The sequence below is a fragment of the Soonwooa sp. genome (assembly GCF_030151385.1).
Classification (GTDB): domain Bacteria; phylum Bacteroidota; class Bacteroidia; order Flavobacteriales; family Weeksellaceae; genus Soonwooa.
The window spans coordinates 1-16,983 of the sequence record NZ_JASLDS010000010.1; the positions used below are offsets into that span (position 1 = coordinate 1).

17 protein-coding genes are annotated in these 16,983 nt (G+C 35.0%); 14 read left to right on the top strand and 3 right to left on the bottom strand.

Features of this window, described 5'->3' with window-relative positions:
• Positions 1-4: 4 nt before the first annotated feature.
• The 3 genes from pdhA to Q1V95_RS01460 all read left to right on the top strand — a co-directional run bounded on the left by pdhA (position 5) and on the right by Q1V95_RS01460 (position 3,561).
• Positions 5-1,009: a pyruvate dehydrogenase (acetyl-transferring) E1 component subunit alpha gene (gene pdhA / locus Q1V95_RS01450; RefSeq protein ID WP_300669613.1), complete on the top strand. Its 1,005-nt coding sequence runs from the start codon at positions 5-7 to the stop codon at positions 1,007-1,009.
• Between the two features lie 80 nt (positions 1,010-1,089).
• Complete coding sequence (locus Q1V95_RS01455; protein ID WP_300669485.1) at positions 1,090-2,712, top strand: 2-oxo acid dehydrogenase subunit E2; 1,623 nt, start codon at positions 1,090-1,092, stop codon at positions 2,710-2,712.
• Between the two features lie 132 nt (positions 2,713-2,844).
• On the top strand, positions 2,845-3,561 hold the full coding sequence (locus Q1V95_RS01460; protein WP_300669486.1) for a DUF2490 domain-containing protein: 717 nt from the start codon (positions 2,845-2,847) through the stop codon (positions 3,559-3,561).
• On the opposite strand, the gene Q1V95_RS01465 is transcribed toward Q1V95_RS01460, so the two are convergent.
• The 3 genes from Q1V95_RS01465 to Q1V95_RS01475 form a co-directional block, all read right to left on the bottom strand.
• A complete protein-coding gene (locus Q1V95_RS01465) occupies positions 3,558-4,016 on the bottom strand; it encodes a phosphohydrolase (protein ID WP_300669488.1) in 459 nt (152 codons plus the stop codon). The genes Q1V95_RS01460 and Q1V95_RS01465 overlap by 4 nt on opposite strands.
• Positions 4,017-4,028: 12 nt before the next feature.
• Positions 4,029-4,325, bottom strand: coding sequence for a hypothetical protein (locus tag Q1V95_RS01470; RefSeq protein ID WP_300669490.1), 297 nt, complete (start codon positions 4,323-4,325; stop codon positions 4,029-4,031).
• 141 nt (positions 4,326-4,466) lie between these two features.
• Positions 4,467-6,080 (bottom strand): M1 family metallopeptidase, encoded by a 1,614-nt coding sequence (locus tag Q1V95_RS01475; protein WP_300669491.1) that lies wholly within the window; start codon positions 6,078-6,080, stop codon positions 4,467-4,469.
• A gap of 169 nt (positions 6,081-6,249) precedes the next feature.
• On the opposite strand from Q1V95_RS01475, the gene Q1V95_RS01480 reads away from it, so the two are divergent.
• The 11 genes from Q1V95_RS01480 (at position 6,250) to gcvP (ending at position 16,795) form a co-directional block, all read left to right on the top strand.
• Positions 6,250-6,666: an SRPBCC family protein gene (locus Q1V95_RS01480; protein ID WP_300669492.1), complete on the top strand. Its 417-nt coding sequence runs from the start codon at positions 6,250-6,252 to the stop codon at positions 6,664-6,666.
• A gap of 10 nt (positions 6,667-6,676) precedes the next feature.
• Entirely contained in the window at positions 6,677-7,531 is an 855-nt protein-coding gene (locus tag Q1V95_RS01485; RefSeq protein ID WP_300669494.1) for a VOC family protein, read from the top strand.
• Positions 7,532-7,671: 140 nt separating this feature from the next.
• Positions 7,672-8,082, top strand: coding sequence for a VOC family protein (locus Q1V95_RS01490; RefSeq protein ID WP_300669495.1), 411 nt, complete (start codon positions 7,672-7,674; stop codon positions 8,080-8,082).
• Between the two features lie 45 nt (positions 8,083-8,127).
• Positions 8,128-8,535, top strand: coding sequence for a VOC family protein (locus Q1V95_RS01495; RefSeq protein WP_300669497.1), 408 nt, complete (start codon positions 8,128-8,130; stop codon positions 8,533-8,535).
• 70 nt (positions 8,536-8,605) lie between these two features.
• On the top strand, positions 8,606-8,917 hold the full coding sequence (locus Q1V95_RS01500) for an EthD family reductase (RefSeq protein WP_300669498.1): 312 nt from the start codon (positions 8,606-8,608) through the stop codon (positions 8,915-8,917).
• A 45-nt stretch (positions 8,918-8,962) separates the two neighbouring features.
• Complete coding sequence (locus Q1V95_RS01505) at positions 8,963-9,487, top strand: DinB family protein (protein WP_300669500.1); 525 nt, start codon at positions 8,963-8,965, stop codon at positions 9,485-9,487.
• Between the two features lie 60 nt (positions 9,488-9,547).
• The gene (locus Q1V95_RS01510; protein ID WP_300669502.1) at positions 9,548-9,985 is read left to right on the top strand and encodes a VOC family protein; all 438 of its coding nucleotides are present in this window, start codon (positions 9,548-9,550) and stop codon (positions 9,983-9,985) included.
• A gap of 79 nt (positions 9,986-10,064) precedes the next feature.
• The gene (locus Q1V95_RS01515) at positions 10,065-10,751 is read left to right on the top strand and encodes a DnaJ domain-containing protein (protein ID WP_300669505.1); all 687 of its coding nucleotides are present in this window, start codon (positions 10,065-10,067) and stop codon (positions 10,749-10,751) included.
• 678 nt (positions 10,752-11,429) lie between these two features.
• Positions 11,430-13,148: a sensor histidine kinase gene (locus Q1V95_RS01520; RefSeq protein WP_300669508.1), complete on the top strand. Its 1,719-nt coding sequence runs from the start codon at positions 11,430-11,432 to the stop codon at positions 13,146-13,148.
• A complete protein-coding gene (locus Q1V95_RS01525) occupies positions 13,141-13,788 on the top strand; it encodes a response regulator transcription factor (RefSeq protein WP_300669511.1) in 648 nt (215 codons plus the stop codon). Before Q1V95_RS01520 ends, Q1V95_RS01525 begins: the two co-directional genes overlap by 8 nt.
• 148 nt (positions 13,789-13,936) lie before the next feature.
• On the top strand, positions 13,937-16,795 hold the full coding sequence (gcvP, locus tag Q1V95_RS01530; protein WP_300669513.1) for an aminomethyl-transferring glycine dehydrogenase: 2,859 nt from the start codon (positions 13,937-13,939) through the stop codon (positions 16,793-16,795).
• The last annotated feature ends 188 nt before the right edge of the window (positions 16,796-16,983 follow it).

The following is a 16,983-nucleotide window of genomic DNA, read 5'->3' on the forward strand; positions in this document are numbered from 1 at the left end:
TCATATGAAAGAATTTTCCAAAGAGATTTACCTTAAATGGTACGAGGATATGACGATGTGGAGAAGGTTTGAAGACAAATGCCGTTCTCTTTACTTAAAACAAAAAATCAGAGGTTTTTTACATTTATATAACGGACAAGAAGCAATTCCTGCAGGTTTTACACATGCAATGGATTTGTCAAAAGACAGTATGATAACAGCTTATCGTTGTCATATTCATCCAATGGCAATGGGCGTTGACCCAAAAAGAATCCTTGCGGAACTTTGTGGTAAAGCGACTGGTACGTCAAAAGGGATGGGAGGATCGATGCACATTTTCAGTAAAGAACACCGTTTCTACGGAGGTCACGGTATTGTAGGTGGTCAAATTCCTTTGGGAGCAGGTATCGCTTTTGCTGATAAATATTTTGACAGAAAAGCAGTTAATATTTGTTTTATGGGAGATGGTGCAGTACGTCAAGGTGCTTTGCATGAGACTTTCAATATGGCAATGAACTGGAAACTTCCTGTAGTTTTCGTTTGTGAAAACAACCAATATGCGATGGGAACTTCTGTTAAAAGAACGGCTAACCACGAAGATATTTACAAATTAGGTTTAGGTTACGAGATGCCTTGCCTGCCAGTTGATGCGATGGATCCAGAAAAAGTTGCTGAAGCAGCTTACGAAGCTATCGAAAGAGCGAGACGTGGCGATGGACCAACTTTTATCGAAGCTAGAACTTACCGTTACAGAGGTCATTCTATGTCAGATGCTGAGCCTTACAGAAGTAAAGATGAAGTTGCTGAGCACAAAAAAGACGATCCAATCGAAATCGTAAAACATAGACTTTTAGAAAACAATTGGGCAACAGAAGCTGAGTTGGAAGCGATCGACGAAAAGTCTAGAGCTTTTGTTGATGAGTGTGTTGAGTTTATGGAAAATTCTCCATATCCAGATGTATCTCAAGTATACGATTTTGTATATGCGACACCAGATTATCCATTCTTAGATAAATTAGAAAATAACTAAAATTATTAATTTGGGATTTGATGTTTGACTTTCAATGAATTTCAAATCTCGAATCTCGAATCTCAAATCAATAAAAAAATATGGCTGAAGTAATCACAATGCCTCGTCTGTCGGATACGATGACAGAAGGAAAAGTTTCCAAATGGCACAAGAAAGTTGGAGACCAAGTTAAAGAAGGCGATATCTTAGCAGAAATTGAAACTGATAAAGCCGTACAAGATTTCGAATCAGAAATCAACGGTACTTTATTATATATCGGTGTTGAAGAAGGTGCACAAGCGCCTGTTGACAACGTTTTAGCAATTATTGGTAACCAAGGAGAAGATATTTCTGGTCTTATTGGTGGTGCTACATCTGCGCCAGCAACTGAAACTAAAACTGAGGAAGCTCCAAAAGCTGAAGCTGCTCCTGCATCTACTGATGCTCCTGCTGCTGTAATGCCAGAAGGTGTAGAAGTTATCACAATGCCAAGACTTTCTGATACAATGACGGAGGGTAAAGTGGCTAAATGGCACAAAGCTGTTGGTGACACTGTTAAAGAAGGTGATATTCTTGCAGAAATCGAAACTGATAAAGCGGTTCAGGATTTTGAATCTGAGTTCAATGGAACTTTATTATACCAAGGTGTTGCGGAAGGTGATGCTGCTGAAGTTGACAAGATTTTAGCAATTATCGGTCCTGCGGGAACTGATGTTTCTGCTGTTGTTTCGGGAGGTGGAAAGCCTGCTGCTGCGCCGGCACAAACAACACAAGCGCCAGCTGCAACTGCTCCAGTTGCCACAACATCAACAGAAGCGGCTCCAGTACAAGCATCAGCTAATGGAGAGCGTGTTCATATTTCGCCTTTGGCTAAGAAAATGGCTGAGGATAAAGGAATTGATCTTCAATCTGTACAAGGTTCTGGCGAAGGTGGACGAATTGTTAAAAAAGATATTGAAAATTATCAAGCGCCTGCTAAAGCTGCTAGTTCTGCGGATGCACCAAAAGTTGTTGCTGCGCCTGCACTTAACTTTACACCTGGTGAAGATACAGAAACTGTAAATTCTCAAGTTAGAAATATTATTGCAAAACGCCTTGCTGAAAGTAAATTTACGGCGCCGCATTACTATCTAATGGTAGAGATTAACATGGATAAAGCAATCCAAGCGCGTAAAGAAATCAACAGCATTCCAGATACGAAAGTGTCTTTCAATGATATGATTATCAAGGCGACTGCGATGGCACTTAGAAAACACCCTCAAGTTAACTCATCTTGGGCGGGTGACAAGATTATCCACCATGGTAATATCAACGTTGGTGTTGCGGTTGCAATTCCTGACGGATTGGTTGTTCCGGTTCTTAAGAATGCAGATTATATGAACTATAATCAAATTTCTGCTTCGGTTAAGGATATGGCTTCTAGAGCGAAAAGCAAAGGTCTTAAGGCTAATGAGATGGAAGGTTCTACTTTCTCAGTTTCTAACCTTGGAATGTTCGGTATTGAGACATTTACGTCAATCATCAACCAACCGAATTCTGCAATTCTTTCTGTTGGTGCTATTATCGAAAAACCAATTGTTAAAGATGGACAAATCGTTGTTGGTAACACGATGAAGTTATCTCTTGCATGTGACCACAGAGTAGTGGATGGTGCAACAGGTGCTGAGTTCTTACAAACTTTAAGATTGTATTTAGAAAATCCACTTTCTCTTTTATTAGGTTAAAATCTAGATTTCTAAATCTTTATAATATTAATCCTCTCGAATTTCGGGAGGATTTTTTTAGAACCTATATGAATTAATTGCTAATTTTTCTAAACTGGTGCTCAGATTTTAGAAAATGGATATCTTTGCAAAATGAAAAAAATCCTACTTCCTTTAGTTGTATTATTCAGTGTTTTTGGAAAATCTCAGAACAAGGAAAATCTTTCTGGCTTTAATATGGTATCATTTACCTACAAGTTTGCACCAGAATGGATGGCTTACGCCGAATTCCAAACACGTTCGATAGAAGATTACACTTATATCGATTACTACGAAGCTAAAGGTGGTGTTGGTTATAACCTCAACAAGGATAATCAAATTTTTGTGGGCGTTGGTCGTTACGGAACTTATAAAAACCACAAAATTTCTCAGGAAGAGCACCGCGTATGGTTACAATACACGCTAACAAACCGTCTTAAAAGTCTAAAACTAGATCATCGTGTTAGAGCCGAACAACGTTTTTTTCATAATGCGATTACAGACGAAAATACCAATACACAACGTTTTCGTTACCGTCTAAGTGCAACTTTACCACTTAACAACACGAAAGTGCAAGCAGGAACGGTTTTCGCAAATGCTTTTGATGAAGTGTTTTTTGGACCTAAAGATCAAGTCTTTAAGCGCAATCGTACTTTCGGAGGAGTTGGTTATCAGTTTAATGATAATATGAATGCTACAGCAGGTTATATGTTCCAAAGAGAATTTGCTTCTAAAGGGAACACAAACCTGCATTTTTTATATTTTGCACTCAACTTTACCATCGATACTTCGGATGACGAAAAAGACATCCACATTCCATTGGCAGATTAATACGTGCTGGTCAAATATTGATAAGCAGTTAAATATTTGTTGAGTCGTTTTAGATCTTTTGGTTCAATTGGTCTTGTAAAACGGCGCAAATCCATATTATCTTTTAGGTCGTTAATTTTTACTTTAACAGCTAGAGGATTTTGCTCGATTCTTTTGATGAAATCTTCGTATGGTTCTTGCAACTCAGGATTGTCGGATTCTCTCTTGGTAAGACACTCTACAGCATCAACGATATAGGGCGGGAAGCCTTGGTCGAGAAGATAGACAAAAGAAAACTCTGGATGATCTTCCACAACATCGTGGAGTGCGCCAACGATTTTTTCATCGATTGTTTTTCCTGCTTCCATAACGCGGAAAACATGTCCTAGATAAGGCGCATCATATTTGTCAGTTTGTTTTTTGTGCGCTTTTTGAGCGATTTTAATCGCTTTATATAATAATTGAATATCTGCCATTCGAGGATTTGACTATTTGTCGGTTTTTTCTTTTAAATCTTTTATGTTCAAGTTGGGAGCTGTTAACTCAATTTTGTTTTGTCTTTTTAAACTTGAATAATTTTCAGATTTCGGTCGTTTATTTAACATTTTATAATGCGATGCCTTTGCGGAATCAATGTTTTTATAAAATGGATTATTAACTGATGATTTCGGAATTATTGAAAAAGGCTTTGCTTCCAAAATTCTTACCGAATCTTTTTTAGGCTTTGTTTGTGCCGTTATTGTTAAGCTTACTCCTAAAAATACAAAAGTTAAAATCGTTTTCATATCCATTAGTTTTAAAAAAGTAAATTTATAAAATTGAAGTTCTCGACAATGATTTTTTTTGAAAATTTATCAACAAAAAAGCCATCATTTCTGATAGCTTTATTTTTTTAAATAGATCCTTGTAAAAGTTTAATTCAAAAATTATTGCTTGTTGTAGAGAATGTAATAATTTTCGTTAAATGAAACCGGACTATTTGATTTCAAATCTGTTGTTTGCCAATTATCTGTTGGTGTAATGACTTCTCCAGAGGTTAAACGCAAAGGCATTTTAAAATCCTTAACAGTATGCGTCCAACGATAACTTAATTTGTTATTATCTTGTTTGTATTCCAAAGTTGGGATGTAAGTCGTTCTTAAATATTGATCAAAAATCGTTGACAAATCAATCCCAGATTTTTGAATGAAATAATCTTCAACTTGCTTTCCAGTAACCGTTTGGTGATAAAAATCCTTGTTAAGACCTCTTAGGATTTGTCGGAATTTTTCATCGTCATTTATCACTTGTCGAATGGTATGCAACATGTTTGCACCTTTGTAATACATATCGCCGCTGCCTTCATCTCTCACGCCATAAGTCCCAATAATTGGTTTGTCATTTTTAATATTATGACGCGTTCCTATTACATATTTGTTGGCATCTTCTTTTCCAAAAGTACTTTCTGTGAATAAGGTTTCCGAGTAGCTTGTAAAAGCTTCATGAACCCACATATCAGCTTGATCCTTTGCCGTAATATTATTTGCGAACCATTCGTGTCCCGTTTCGTGAATGATGATAAAATCCCATTTTAGGCCCACGCCCGTTCCAGAAAGATCGCGTCCTAGATAGCCATTTTCATAATGATTGCCATAACCAACATTGCTTTGATGTTCCATACCGAGATGCGGCGATTCTACCAATTTGTAAGAATCTTCATAAAATGGATAAGGGCCAAACCAATATTCGAAAGCTTTCATCATCGGCTTAACTTGCGCAAATTGTTTTTTTGCTTTATCAAGATTGTAATCTAAAACCCAATAGTCGAGATCTAGCTTTCCTTTTTCGCCTTCGTAAGTCTCTTTAAAATTGACATATTTCCCAATTGATGGAATAATAGAATAGGCGTTAATTGGATTTTTGACTTGCCATAGATAGGTTTTCTTGTCACCAATTGTTTTGGTCTCTACCAATCGTCCGTTCGCAACACCAACTAAATCTTTCGGTGTCGTGATTTTAAAACTAATGCCGTTGTCAGGTTCGTCGCTCCAGATATCTTTACAAGGTAACCAAATACTAGCACCAATTCCTTCGTCAGCAGCGCTTATCCAAGGATTTCCTTTCTCATCTTTTACAAAAATCCATCCGCCATCCCAAGGTGGACGTTTTGCAATCACAGGATTACCTTCAAAATTAATGGTAAAAGATAGTTTTTGCCCTTTTCGGAATTTGCGATTGGTTTTTATAAAAATAAAATCATCTTCCTGATTGTAGTTAAGGTTTTTATCAAAACTAGAAAGGATACTAGCAACTTTCATTGGTTTTTGCAAGTCAATTTGGAAAGTCGGATTGACAACATCTTTTGTAATTTCAAAAGAGATTTTGTTGCTTCCAGCAATACTTTTGTTCTCATAATTGGCTTCTACGCTAACGTCATATTTTTTAACATCCCAAAAATTCCGAAATTCTGTATTGGAACCCTTTAAAGTATCTTGTTTTGTAAAGTTTTGTGCACCAATACTCAACGATGCAAAACTTAGGAATAATGCTATTTTCTTCATAATTAAAACTTCATTTAACACAAATGATAAAGTAAAGTTACAAATCATTTTTCGTTTTCGCATTTAATAAAGTTTGTTAAAATGAAATTAAATTGTCTTATGGCAAGTCCTCCGAATCTTCTAAAAAGCTAAATTTGATTTATTAATATTAATTCATAAAAAAATAAACATGGGAAAACTAAGAATATCTGCCGAGATTAATAAACCAATCGCGCAAGTTTGGGAAGCTTATAATGATCCAAAACATATTACCAACTGGAGTTTTGCAAATGACGATTGGCATTGTCCTAGTGCTGAAAACGATTTGAGAACTGGTGGTTCTTTTAAGTCAAGAATGGAAGCAAAAGACGGAAGTTTTGGATTTGATTTCGGTGGAATTTACGATGAAGTTAAACCTTTGGAATTGATAAAATATCACATGGGAGACGGTCGCGAGGTAGAGACAACTTTCAAAGATTTGGGGAATAATGCAACGGAAGTTGTACAGGAATTTGATGCCGAGTCTCAGAATCCCGAAGAAATGCAACAGCAAGGCTGGCAAGCGATTCTTAATAGTTTTAAAAACTATACTGAAAATAAACTTTAAAAACCTAGAAATGATAAATTCAAATATTTTTCCTTGTTTTTGGTTTGATGGAAAAGCTAATGAAGCAGCACAATTGTACACCGATGTTTTTCCAAATGCGGTTGTAACGGTTAATTCGCCAGTGGTTGTTAACTTAGAAATTAATGGTCAAAAATTAATGCTTCTGAATGGCGGGCCAATGTTTCAGCCAAATCCAAGTGTTTCGATTATGGTGATGTGCGAAACCGACGAAGAAGTTGAAAATTATTACAACAAACTATCGCCTGATGGAAAGGTTTTAATGGAATTAAATTCTTATCCGTGGAGTGACAAATTTGCATGGATTAATGATAAATTCGGCGTTAGTTGGCAATTTTACAAAGGCGATAAAATGGAACAAAAATATGTTCCGACCTTAATGTTTGTCCAAGAGAATAATGGCAAATGTAGAGAAGCAATGAATTTCTACACTTCTATTTTTCCAAATTCTAAAATTGATGGGATTCTAGAGCATACCGAAGCTTCTGGTGATTTGGCTGGGATGGTAGCACATGCTTGGTTCGTGATTGATAATTACTCTTTGTATGCGATGGATTGTGGAACAACGCATGATTTTAGTTTTACAGAGGGTGCTTCTATCGTTGTTATGACGGCGGATCAAGAAGAAACTGATAAGTATTGGAATGCTTTAACTTCCGATGGTGGACAAGAAAGTCAATGTGGTTGGCTAAAAGATAAATACAATTTGAGCTGGCAAATTGTGCCACATCGTTTAATTCATTTGATGAACGATCCAAATCGCGAAAAATCACAAAAAGTTGTTGAAGCGATGTTGAAAATGAAGAAGATTATTATTGCTGATCTAGAAGCAGCTTACAATTCTTAATTTTCAGACATTATTTTTTTGAATTGTTTAAAAAAAGTAAAAAAACTAAGTTGAACTGAGTAAAGTATAACCGAAAAATAAACAGTAATGTTTGTTTTAGAAGTACTATTTCGATTTTCTAACCTCAAAAAGATAAAAAGATGGCAATTAATCAGATTTATGTAAATCTTCCTGTAAAAAACGTGGAGAAAACCAGAGCATTTTGGATAAAATTAGGTTTTAGTATTAACGAGCAATTTTCCAACGAAAATGGAATTTGCGTGGTAATGAAAGAAGACCAAATTTACGCAATGTTTTTAGCAGAAGAATTCTTCCAAACCTTTACGGATAGACCGATTTCAAAAGGTGATACGACACAAACTTTACTAGCGTTAAGCGTAAATAGTCGAGAAGAAGTGGATGAAATGGTGAAAGTTGCAACCGAAAATGGAGGTTCAATTTATAGTGAAGCTCAAGATAACGGATGGATGTACCAAAAAGCGTTTGCGGATATTGATGGACATCAATGGGAAGTTTTCTATTCGGATATTTCCAAATTTCCAACTTCTTAAAATTTAAAGAAAACACTAAAAACAAAATACCAAACACTTGTAAAAATGGAAATCAACGAAGTTTACATTAATTTACCCATAAAAAATGTCGAAAAAACAAAAGCTTTTTGGGAAGCTTTAGGTTTTAAAATTAATACTCAAATTGTTGATGAGAAAACGGTTTGCGTGATTTTAAAGGAAAACCTTATCAATGTTATGTTTCTGACAGAAGATTATTTCGAGACTTTCTCTGAAAGACCAGTTCCGAAAGGTGATACAACCCAAGTTTTAGTAGCCATTAGTCTTAACAGTCGTGAAGAAGTGGATAGGGTAGTAAATGCAGCGGTTGCAAATGGTGCGCATCAACATGAAGAAGCACAGGATCATGGTTGGATGTATCAAAATTCATTCTGGGATATCAATGGACATGGCTGGAATGTGGTTTTTGCTGATCCATCAAAGTTGCCACAATAATATCTTTTTTCAACATTAAAAATCTTGCCAGAGGAAAAGTAATTCTAGTTTAAAATTAAAAAAAACGAATATGGTAATAATGACAGTTATTTATCAGACGCCACAGGATATTCAATTTTTTGAACAACATTATTATGAAGTTCACATTCCTTTGGCAAAGAAACTTCCAGGATTATTGAAGTATGAGGTTAATAAAAATGAGATTACTTCATTAACTCAGCACGAGGTTTATAGAATTGCAAACTTGTATTTTGAATCTCAAGATGCAATACGAGCTGCTTTTACTTCTGAAATTGGACAGCAATGTGCCGCAGATAGAAGAATTTTAGCTCCAGAAAGCAAAGATGTTCAAATTTACATTTATGAAACTGAGGAAGTGTAGTAAGTGTTAAAAAACAATAAGAATTATTACCAAAATTGAAAAACTATGGACACACCAAAATCAAGAAAATTAGATATTATTATTCCAGCTTACAGAATGCATTCCCAAAGTTTCTTGAATCTTTTAGATGGAATTTCAGAAGAAGATGCTTTGAAGCGAATCGATGATAAAACCAATCATATCATTTGGATGGCAGGGAATTTTGTCAATATGCGATACAGCACTGCTTGGGTTCTTGGACTTCGCGAAGAAGATCCGCACAGCGATTTGTTTTTTCAGGGAAAAGCTTTGAATACAGATTTTAAATATCCAACATTGGAAGAACTAAAAAAGAATTTTCATCACATTTCTCCTTTGTTATTCGATAAACTTCTTGAAGCTTCGGACGAAGAATTAGACGAAATTTTTGAAATGGGAATGAAGATTCCTTTCATCACAGAAAATAAACTCAACTTCATCGGAATGTGTATCGGTAGAGAAGATTATCTCTGCGGACAAATGGGATTAATGCGAAAGCTTCTCGGCTACGAAGGTATGAAGTATGACATAAATCCTGATCTTAATTATTAAACTCAGACCATGATTAGTCTGTTTACTTTAATCACTAACTTAACATTAAATCATAAAATTATGGCAAAATTAAATCCGTACCTTAATTATGACGGTCAAGCAGAAGAAGCTTTTAACTTTTACAAATCGGTTTTCGGTGGAGAATTCCTAGGTGGAATCCACAAAATGGGCAATGCGCCAGGAACAGAAAACCTTTCTGAAGATTCCAAAAATCGTGTGATGCATATTGCTTTGCCAATTGGTGAAGACCTTTTGATGGCATCAGATTTAATTCCAGAATTCGGACAAACTTTGGTGAAAGGTAACAACCACAATATTAGCATTTTCCCAGATAGTAGAGAGGAAGCAGATCGTATTTTCAATGCATTATCTGCAGGTGGTAAAATCGCAATGCCTTTGGAAGATCAATTCTGGGGCGATTATTTTGGTGCTTTCGAAGACAAATTTGGTATCAAATGGATGATTAACTACAGCAAAGATTCTGGCTACGAAGCATAGAATTGTATTTAAACATTAAAACTTACAAGAAACGAAGGGAAATTCTCTTCGTTTTTTTATTTTTGTGCTTCGAATTATAATGAAGAACTATTATTATTTTTTAGGTGTTGACGAAGATGCTTCTGTGGAAGACATCAAAAAAGCTTATCGAAAATTATCGATGAAGTATCATCCTGACAAAAATGATAATGATGCGTTTTTCGAATTGCGTTTTCGTGAAGTTCAGGAAGCTTATGAAGTCCTAATTGACGCAGAAAGACGTCGTTCTTACGATAGCCAGCTTAGTTCGGTTCAGAAAAATATAAAGTCGACTTTACCACCAAAGATTCAGAAGTTTCATTCGGATAAAATTCGTGCGCGTGTTGGCGATGAGATTAGATTGTATTGGCAAACTTACGATGCCGATTTGGTGAAGATTTTACCATTTGGACTAGAAAAACCAAATGGCGAAAGACGCTTTAAAATTACACAATTTGATAGTCAGGGAAAGTTTCAGTTGTTGTTACATGCGACCAATACGTCGATAAACAAAACCGTGGTGCAAGCAATAACGATTACGAAGTTGGAGGCTGGAGAAGTTGAAGAAGAGCCTCAGATTAAAGAACGATTAAATAATCGAAGAGAAGATGAGAATCCGAAACCATCGATTTCTCCATTGTATAGAACAAATTATAAGTTTTTAGCTTACAGAATGAAAATCATAGCAATTGTTCTATTAATTGCATTTATTCTTTTGTTACTTAAAAAAGTTTTTGCTTTATTCTAAGCCATTTTGGCTCTACCAGGACATTTTTTACAACGTTTTCCTTTTTTAAATTTTTTGCAGCAATTCTTTTTTTCGCAATACAATTCGGTATTGTTAGAAAATGCTGGCGTCAAAGCTGGAATTTTAAAAGCGATAGTTGGCTGATTCATACTGCAAATATAAATTAATTTAGAATAATTACAAACTATATTTTTTAATAATTCTAAATAATCCTAATGTTTTTTATCAGTTTTAGAATTTTCTAAACAAAAATTTTCCTCGTAAGCTCGTTGTCAAAACTTTTTTTCATTAAATATTTAAGTTTTAGAACAAAAAAAGTCTGTTTCAGAACATTTTTTCTTTGTTGTTGTAATACTGGATTAATTTTGTTCATGTAATTAATAGAATGATAAAAAAACGGCTGATAGTCTTAACATTTGCCAACATGCAGCAAAGACTGTTCGGAAGTTAGATGATAAAACTTATTTAAAGTTTTTAAATAGACGCATTGTCTAGAAAACAATAACCTTACATATACGAACTAAAAACCATGATGACTGAAAGCCTTAATAACAATTTTGTTATTGGGCTTTTTTTGTTTTTCAGAACAAATAAGTTGTGTTTGGTAACATTTTGATTTGATTTTGTTAAAAAGAGAGTATTTTAGTATAGAATAAATAAGCTTCTATTTTATTGAAAATGAAAGGCTTTTTCTTTTTACTAATATTTGTCTTCGGAGGTTTCTTGGCTTTCGGACAGGTTTCCTTTGATCAACTAAAAAAGGATATTGATAAGAGGATGTTGTCTTATGATTACAATACAACATTAGCACTTATCAACAAAAATAGACCCAATTATACAAGCCAACAAAAACTGGAGTTGGATGTTGTTAAAGTCAAAATTTTGGTAGAGTTTTCCTTGTATGAGGAAGCACTTAAGCTTTCTCAAAATCTTTTGGATAACCCAAAACTTCCAGAAAATGATCAATTAAAAATCCATATCCAGCGAGAATTGATTTTCGAGATAATGGGGATGGATAAAGAGGCATGGAAAGAAATTGGTATTTGTGAAAACATCTTTCCGAAATATCCAAACCTGAAACCTGAAAATTATGTACTATTTCTAATTCGGAAATCCTCATTATATCGTGTAACGGATCAGAAAAATATTGCTTTCAAAATCGCTAAAGAAGCGCTCGATTATGCGGAAAAGACAAAAGATAGTCTTAATATGTCTGACGTCGAATATATTCTGGGCAGAGGTTATAGTAGATTTGATCAAGATGCAGCAGAAAAGCATTTTAAACGGGCTTTATTTCTAGCAAAGAAATACCACCGAGATATTTCTGCGTACCATGGATATAATGTGCTTGCAGAATTTTATAAAGATAAAGCTAAATATCAGATTGCTAATATCTATGCGGATTCTGCATTATCAAGCATTAATAACATGAAGGACTTTTCTTACCAAAGTGTATTTTACTTAACGAAAAGTGATATCATGAAAAGTCAAAAAAAACTAGATTCTGCTTTATATTACTATAAATTGTCGGCAGAAAGAGCTAATGATTTTAATGCTCAGCAACAACTAGCAAAAGTGAACGAACTGGAGTTGCAGTATAATAATGAGAAAGAAAAAATAGAAAAGACACAACTCAAAAAAGATATTAAAAATACCCAAAAACTTAATACGACTTTGATCTTGTTAATTGTTGTTTTGATGGTATTGTTTGGTGGACTATTTTACTTTTTACTTCAGATTTCTAGAAATAAACGAAAGATTGAACAACAGAAACTTAAAATTTTAGAGAAAAACGAAGCGCTAAGTACAAGCTTGGAAGAAAAGCAGGTTTTGGTACAGGAGCTTAATCATCGTGTTAAAAATAATTTGTCGCTTATTTTAAGTTTAATTGATTTGCAAAAATCGTCCAGTCAGATTACGTCTATTAATGATTTGCATAAACGTATTAAATCCATATTAATTGGACACGAACTGTACTCGTACAACATTAATCGGAATGATCAATCGTCCATTGATATTAGAGATTATCTCGATAAGATATTTGATGGTCATCAACAAAGTGCAGCGCGAGAACTTGAATTTAATATTATTTCGGATTCAATTTTATGTAAAGTAGATGAAGCTTTATCCATTGGATTAATGATGAATGAGTTGGTAACAAATTCTGTAAAACATGCCAAAACAAATCCAGATATTCTGAGGATAGAATTAAAAATGTTTGTTAAAGAAAATAATTTTCTGGAATTAGAATACAAAGACAACGGAAGCGTTTTCGAAATGAAAAACAATAATGATTCTTTAGGTCTTATTATTATTGAAGGGATGATTAAGCAATTACATGGTAGTTATCATCGAGAGCGTTCCGTTTACACAATCACTTTTCCGCATCATGAATAATCAAGCCAAAATACTAATAGTTGAAGACGAAGTATTAATTGCAATCGCCTTGAAGAAAATGCTAGAACCTGATTTCTTAGCAGAGATGGCGCACGATTATGATGAAGCGAAAATGCTATTGTCGCACAAATTATTTGATATTGCATTAATCGATATCACGTTGTCTGGAGAAAAGACAGGTTTTGATGTTGCAAATTTTATCAACGAAAATATTTTTATTCCATTTATCTTTACAACGGCTTTAACGGACAACATAACTTTGGATAAAGTAAAAGGAGCCAAGCCCTCTGCTTATCTCTCGAAACCGATAGAACGAGTTAATCTGATTACCGCGATCAATCTCGCTTTGGCTAACCAAGAACAAAGTGTTCGTATAGAAGTCGGGAAAAGTATTTATTTTGTTTCTGTTAAAGATTTCCTGTATGCGGAGTCAAGCCATATATACACCGAATTGTTTTTTAAAAGTCGCAAAAATCTTGTTTTAAGAATAACAATGACACAGATCGAGCATTTCTTTCCAGAGAAATATTTTAAAAGAATTAACCGCAGCATTTCCGTGAATCCGCAATATATCAGTCAGATTGTTAATGATAAATTGTACATCGAGGATAAGGTTTTTAAAATGTCAAAAAATTTCTGATTTTTAAATTTTGACCTAAAATCTATTTTATAAGTTTTATCAATTGTGATGATAGCTAATATGTGATGAATAATAGGCTTTGTAAATTCTGTTATTTATCGTAAATTTACGCTCATTAATATTTGATAATTCCTAATAAAAAGTATAAATGAATACACAGCAGTTTGTGAACCGTCACATAAGCCTGAACGACGCTGATAAAGCGGCAATGTTAAAGAGAATAGGCGTTGATTCCGTAGAACAACTTATTTCGCAAACCATTCCAGATGCTATTAGACTAGAAAAAGACCTTGATATTTCGGCGCCACTTTCGGAGTACGAAATGTTATTGCATTCTAAAGATTTGGCGTCTCAAAATGCAATGTTTGATAACTACATTGGGTTTGGATATTTTAATACAATTTTGCCATCGGCAATCCAAAGAAACATTTTGGAAAATCCATCTTGGTATACAGCTTATACGCCTTACCAAGCAGAGATTGCACAAGGACGTCTGGAGGCTTTACTTAACTTCCAAACAGTTGTTTGCGATTTAACAGGTTTCCAATTGGCAAATGCATCTTTGTTGGATGAGTCAACTGCAGCTGCTGAGGCGATGCACATGTTCTTCAATAACAGAACTAAAGATCAAAAGAAAGCCAATGCTATTAAGTTCTTTGTTTCGGATTTGGTGTTACCACAAACGATTTCGGTTCTTAAAACGAAAGCTGAAGGTCTTGGTATCGAGCTTATCGTTGGTAATTTTGAAGAGCACCAACTTAACGATTCTTATTATGGTGTGCTTTTGCAATATCCAGGAAAGAATGGTGTGGTTATCGACTACACAGAAAAAATTGCTGAGTACAAAAACCTAGATCTTCAAGTAGTTGTTGCTTGTGATCCAATGGCGTTGGTGAAATTAAAATCACCAGCTTCGATGGGCGCTGACTGTGCAGTTGGTACAACACAACGTTTCGGTATTCCGATGGGTTATGGTGGTCCACACGCCGCTTTCTTTGCTTGTAAAGAAGATTACAAAAGAGATATCCCTGGACGTATTATTGGGGTTTCTCAAGATGTATATGGCAGACGTGCGCTGCGTATGGCATTGCAAACGAGAGAGCAACATATTAAAAGAGAAAAAGCAACGTCTAACATTTGTACTGCACAAGTATTGCTAGCAGTTATGGCTGGTATGTACGCAGTGTATCATGGTCCAAAAGGTTTAGATTTTATCGCAAACCAAATTCATTACAAAGCCAACGCTCTTCGCGATGCACTTAAAGTTTTAGGCTACGATGTTGTAGCTGAACCAGTATTTGATACGGTTAAATTTAGAATTCATGAAGAAGAAAAAGCATCTTTAAAGATGTTAATGCTTGATCAAAAAATTAACCTTAATTACTTTACACAAGGCTTTATCAGTATTTCGATCAATGAAACAACTACAATCGAAAATCTTCAAAAATTAGTAGCGGCTTTTGCTAGTTTTAAAGGCAAACAAGCTTACCAATTAGAATTAAAAGAAGAAATTACGATTCCTGCTGATATGCTTAGAAATGATGAAATCCTTAAAGAAGAGGTTTTCAACAAATATCATACTGAGACCGAATTGATGCGTTACATCAAACGTCTAGAGCGTAAAGATTTGTCATTGACACATTCGATGATTTCTTTAGGTTCTTGTACAATGAAGTTAAATGCAGCAACAGAGATGATTCCTTTATCTTGGGGAGAATGGGGAAGTGTTCATCCATTTGTACCAAGAGAGCAAGCTGGAGGTTATCAAAAATTAATTAAAGAATTAGAAAAAGATTTAGCAGAAATTACAGGTTTTGCAGGAACTTCACTTCAACCGAATTCTGGTGCGCAAGGTGAATATGCTGGATTAATGGTAATTCGCGAATATCATAAGTCTAGAGGCGATCTACACAGAAATGTGGTGGTTATTCCTCAATCTGCACACGGTACTAACCCTGCATCAGCTGCAATGGCAGGTATGAAAATCGTTGTTGTTAAAAATTTAGAAAATGGAGAAATCGATTTCGAAGATCTAAAAGCTAAAGTGGAGCAACATTCAGAAAACCTTTCTGCGATTATGATTACCTATCCGTCGACTTATGGTTTCTTTGATAAAAACATAAAAGAAATTACAGATCTTATTCACCAACACGGTGGACAAGTCTATATGGATGGTGCAAACATGAATGCGCAAGTTGGCTATACAAGTCCAGGTAACATTGGTGCTGACGTTTGCCACCTTAACTTGCACAAGACTTTTGCAATTCCTCACGGTGGTGGAGGTCCAGGCGTTGGTCCAATCTGTGTTGCTGAGCATTTAGTACCATTCTTGCCAAGTAATGCAAACATCCAAACTGGAGGTAAAGAAGCTATCGACGCGATTTCTGCAGCACCTTACGGATCTGGTTTAATCCTAAATATTTCGTATGCTTATATCAAAATGTTAGGAACTTCAGGTCTTAAAAAAGCAACTGAACACGCGATTCTTAATGCTAACTACCTTAAAGAAATTCTTGCGGATCATTTCCCAATTTTATATTCAAACGAGGACGGAAGAGTAGCGCATGAGTGTATCGTAGATTTCCGTCAGTTCAAAGCTTTAGGAATTGAAGTTGCTGATGTTGCAAAACGTTTGATGGATTACGGATTCCACGCACCAACAGTGAGCTTCCCCGTTGCTGGAACTTTAATGATCGAACCTACAGAATCTGAATCTAAGTCAGAAATTGACAGATTTGCTGAAGCTTTAATCTCTATTAAACAAGAGATTGACGAGATTGCAAATGGCGAAGCTGACAAAGAAAATAATGTGTTGAAAAATGCGCCTCACACAGAGCAAGTAATTATTTCTGATGCTTGGGACAAACCTTACGGAAGAGAAAAAGCAGCTTATCCACTAGATTGGGTACGCGATCACAAATTCTTCGCAACAGTTTCTAGAATTGATGAAGCTTATGGAGACAGAAACTTAATCTGTACTTGTGAGCCAATTGAAGCTTATATGTAATTAATTTTTCTCAACGAAAAATTTAGATATTAACAGCAGCAAATTTAATTTTGCTGCTGTTTTTTATTAAATTGAAATCAATAAGTGTCAGCCATTTTTATTGTGATTTGTAGTTGAGTGTCAATCTTGTTCGAAATTATTTAATGATTAAAATGAAAATTGTAGCGCTGCTTAACGAAGTTCCGTAG

What these genes read in the sequence shown, in the direction of transcription:
- Q1V95_RS01470 (WP_300669490.1), bottom strand. Translation starts at nt 4,325, where the DNA reads ATGAAAACGATTTTAACTTTTGTATTTTTAGGAGTAAGCTTAACAATA.
- Q1V95_RS01495 (WP_300669497.1), top strand. Translation starts at nt 8,128, where the DNA reads ATGGAAATCAACGAAGTTTACATTAATTTACCCATAAAAAATGTCGAA.
- Q1V95_RS01460 (WP_300669486.1), top strand. Translation starts at nt 2,845, where the DNA reads ATGAAAAAAATCCTACTTCCTTTAGTTGTATTATTCAGTGTTTTTGGA.
- Q1V95_RS01525 (WP_300669511.1), top strand. Translation starts at nt 13,141, where the DNA reads ATGAATAATCAAGCCAAAATACTAATAGTTGAAGACGAAGTATTAATT.
- Q1V95_RS01455 (WP_300669485.1), top strand. Translation starts at nt 1,090, where the DNA reads ATGGCTGAAGTAATCACAATGCCTCGTCTGTCGGATACGATGACAGAA.
- Q1V95_RS01520 (WP_300669508.1), top strand. Translation starts at nt 11,430, where the DNA reads ATGAAAGGCTTTTTCTTTTTACTAATATTTGTCTTCGGAGGTTTCTTG.
- Q1V95_RS01490 (WP_300669495.1), top strand. Translation starts at nt 7,672, where the DNA reads ATGGCAATTAATCAGATTTATGTAAATCTTCCTGTAAAAAACGTGGAG.
- Q1V95_RS01510 (WP_300669502.1), top strand. Translation starts at nt 9,548, where the DNA reads ATGGCAAAATTAAATCCGTACCTTAATTATGACGGTCAAGCAGAAGAA.
- gcvP (WP_300669513.1), top strand. Translation starts at nt 13,937, where the DNA reads ATGAATACACAGCAGTTTGTGAACCGTCACATAAGCCTGAACGACGCT.
- Q1V95_RS01480 (WP_300669492.1), top strand. Translation starts at nt 6,250, where the DNA reads ATGGGAAAACTAAGAATATCTGCCGAGATTAATAAACCAATCGCGCAA.
- Q1V95_RS01500 (WP_300669498.1), top strand. Translation starts at nt 8,606, where the DNA reads ATGGTAATAATGACAGTTATTTATCAGACGCCACAGGATATTCAATTT.
- pdhA (WP_300669613.1), top strand. Translation starts at nt 5, where the DNA reads ATGAAAGAATTTTCCAAAGAGATTTACCTTAAATGGTACGAGGATATG.
- Q1V95_RS01505 (WP_300669500.1), top strand. Translation starts at nt 8,963, where the DNA reads ATGGACACACCAAAATCAAGAAAATTAGATATTATTATTCCAGCTTAC.
- Q1V95_RS01475 (WP_300669491.1), bottom strand. Translation starts at nt 6,080, where the DNA reads ATGAAGAAAATAGCATTATTCCTAAGTTTTGCATCGTTGAGTATTGGT.
- Q1V95_RS01465 (WP_300669488.1), bottom strand. Translation starts at nt 4,016, where the DNA reads ATGGCAGATATTCAATTATTATATAAAGCGATTAAAATCGCTCAAAAA.
- Q1V95_RS01485 (WP_300669494.1), top strand. Translation starts at nt 6,677, where the DNA reads ATGATAAATTCAAATATTTTTCCTTGTTTTTGGTTTGATGGAAAAGCT.
- Q1V95_RS01515 (WP_300669505.1), top strand. Translation starts at nt 10,065, where the DNA reads ATGAAGAACTATTATTATTTTTTAGGTGTTGACGAAGATGCTTCTGTG.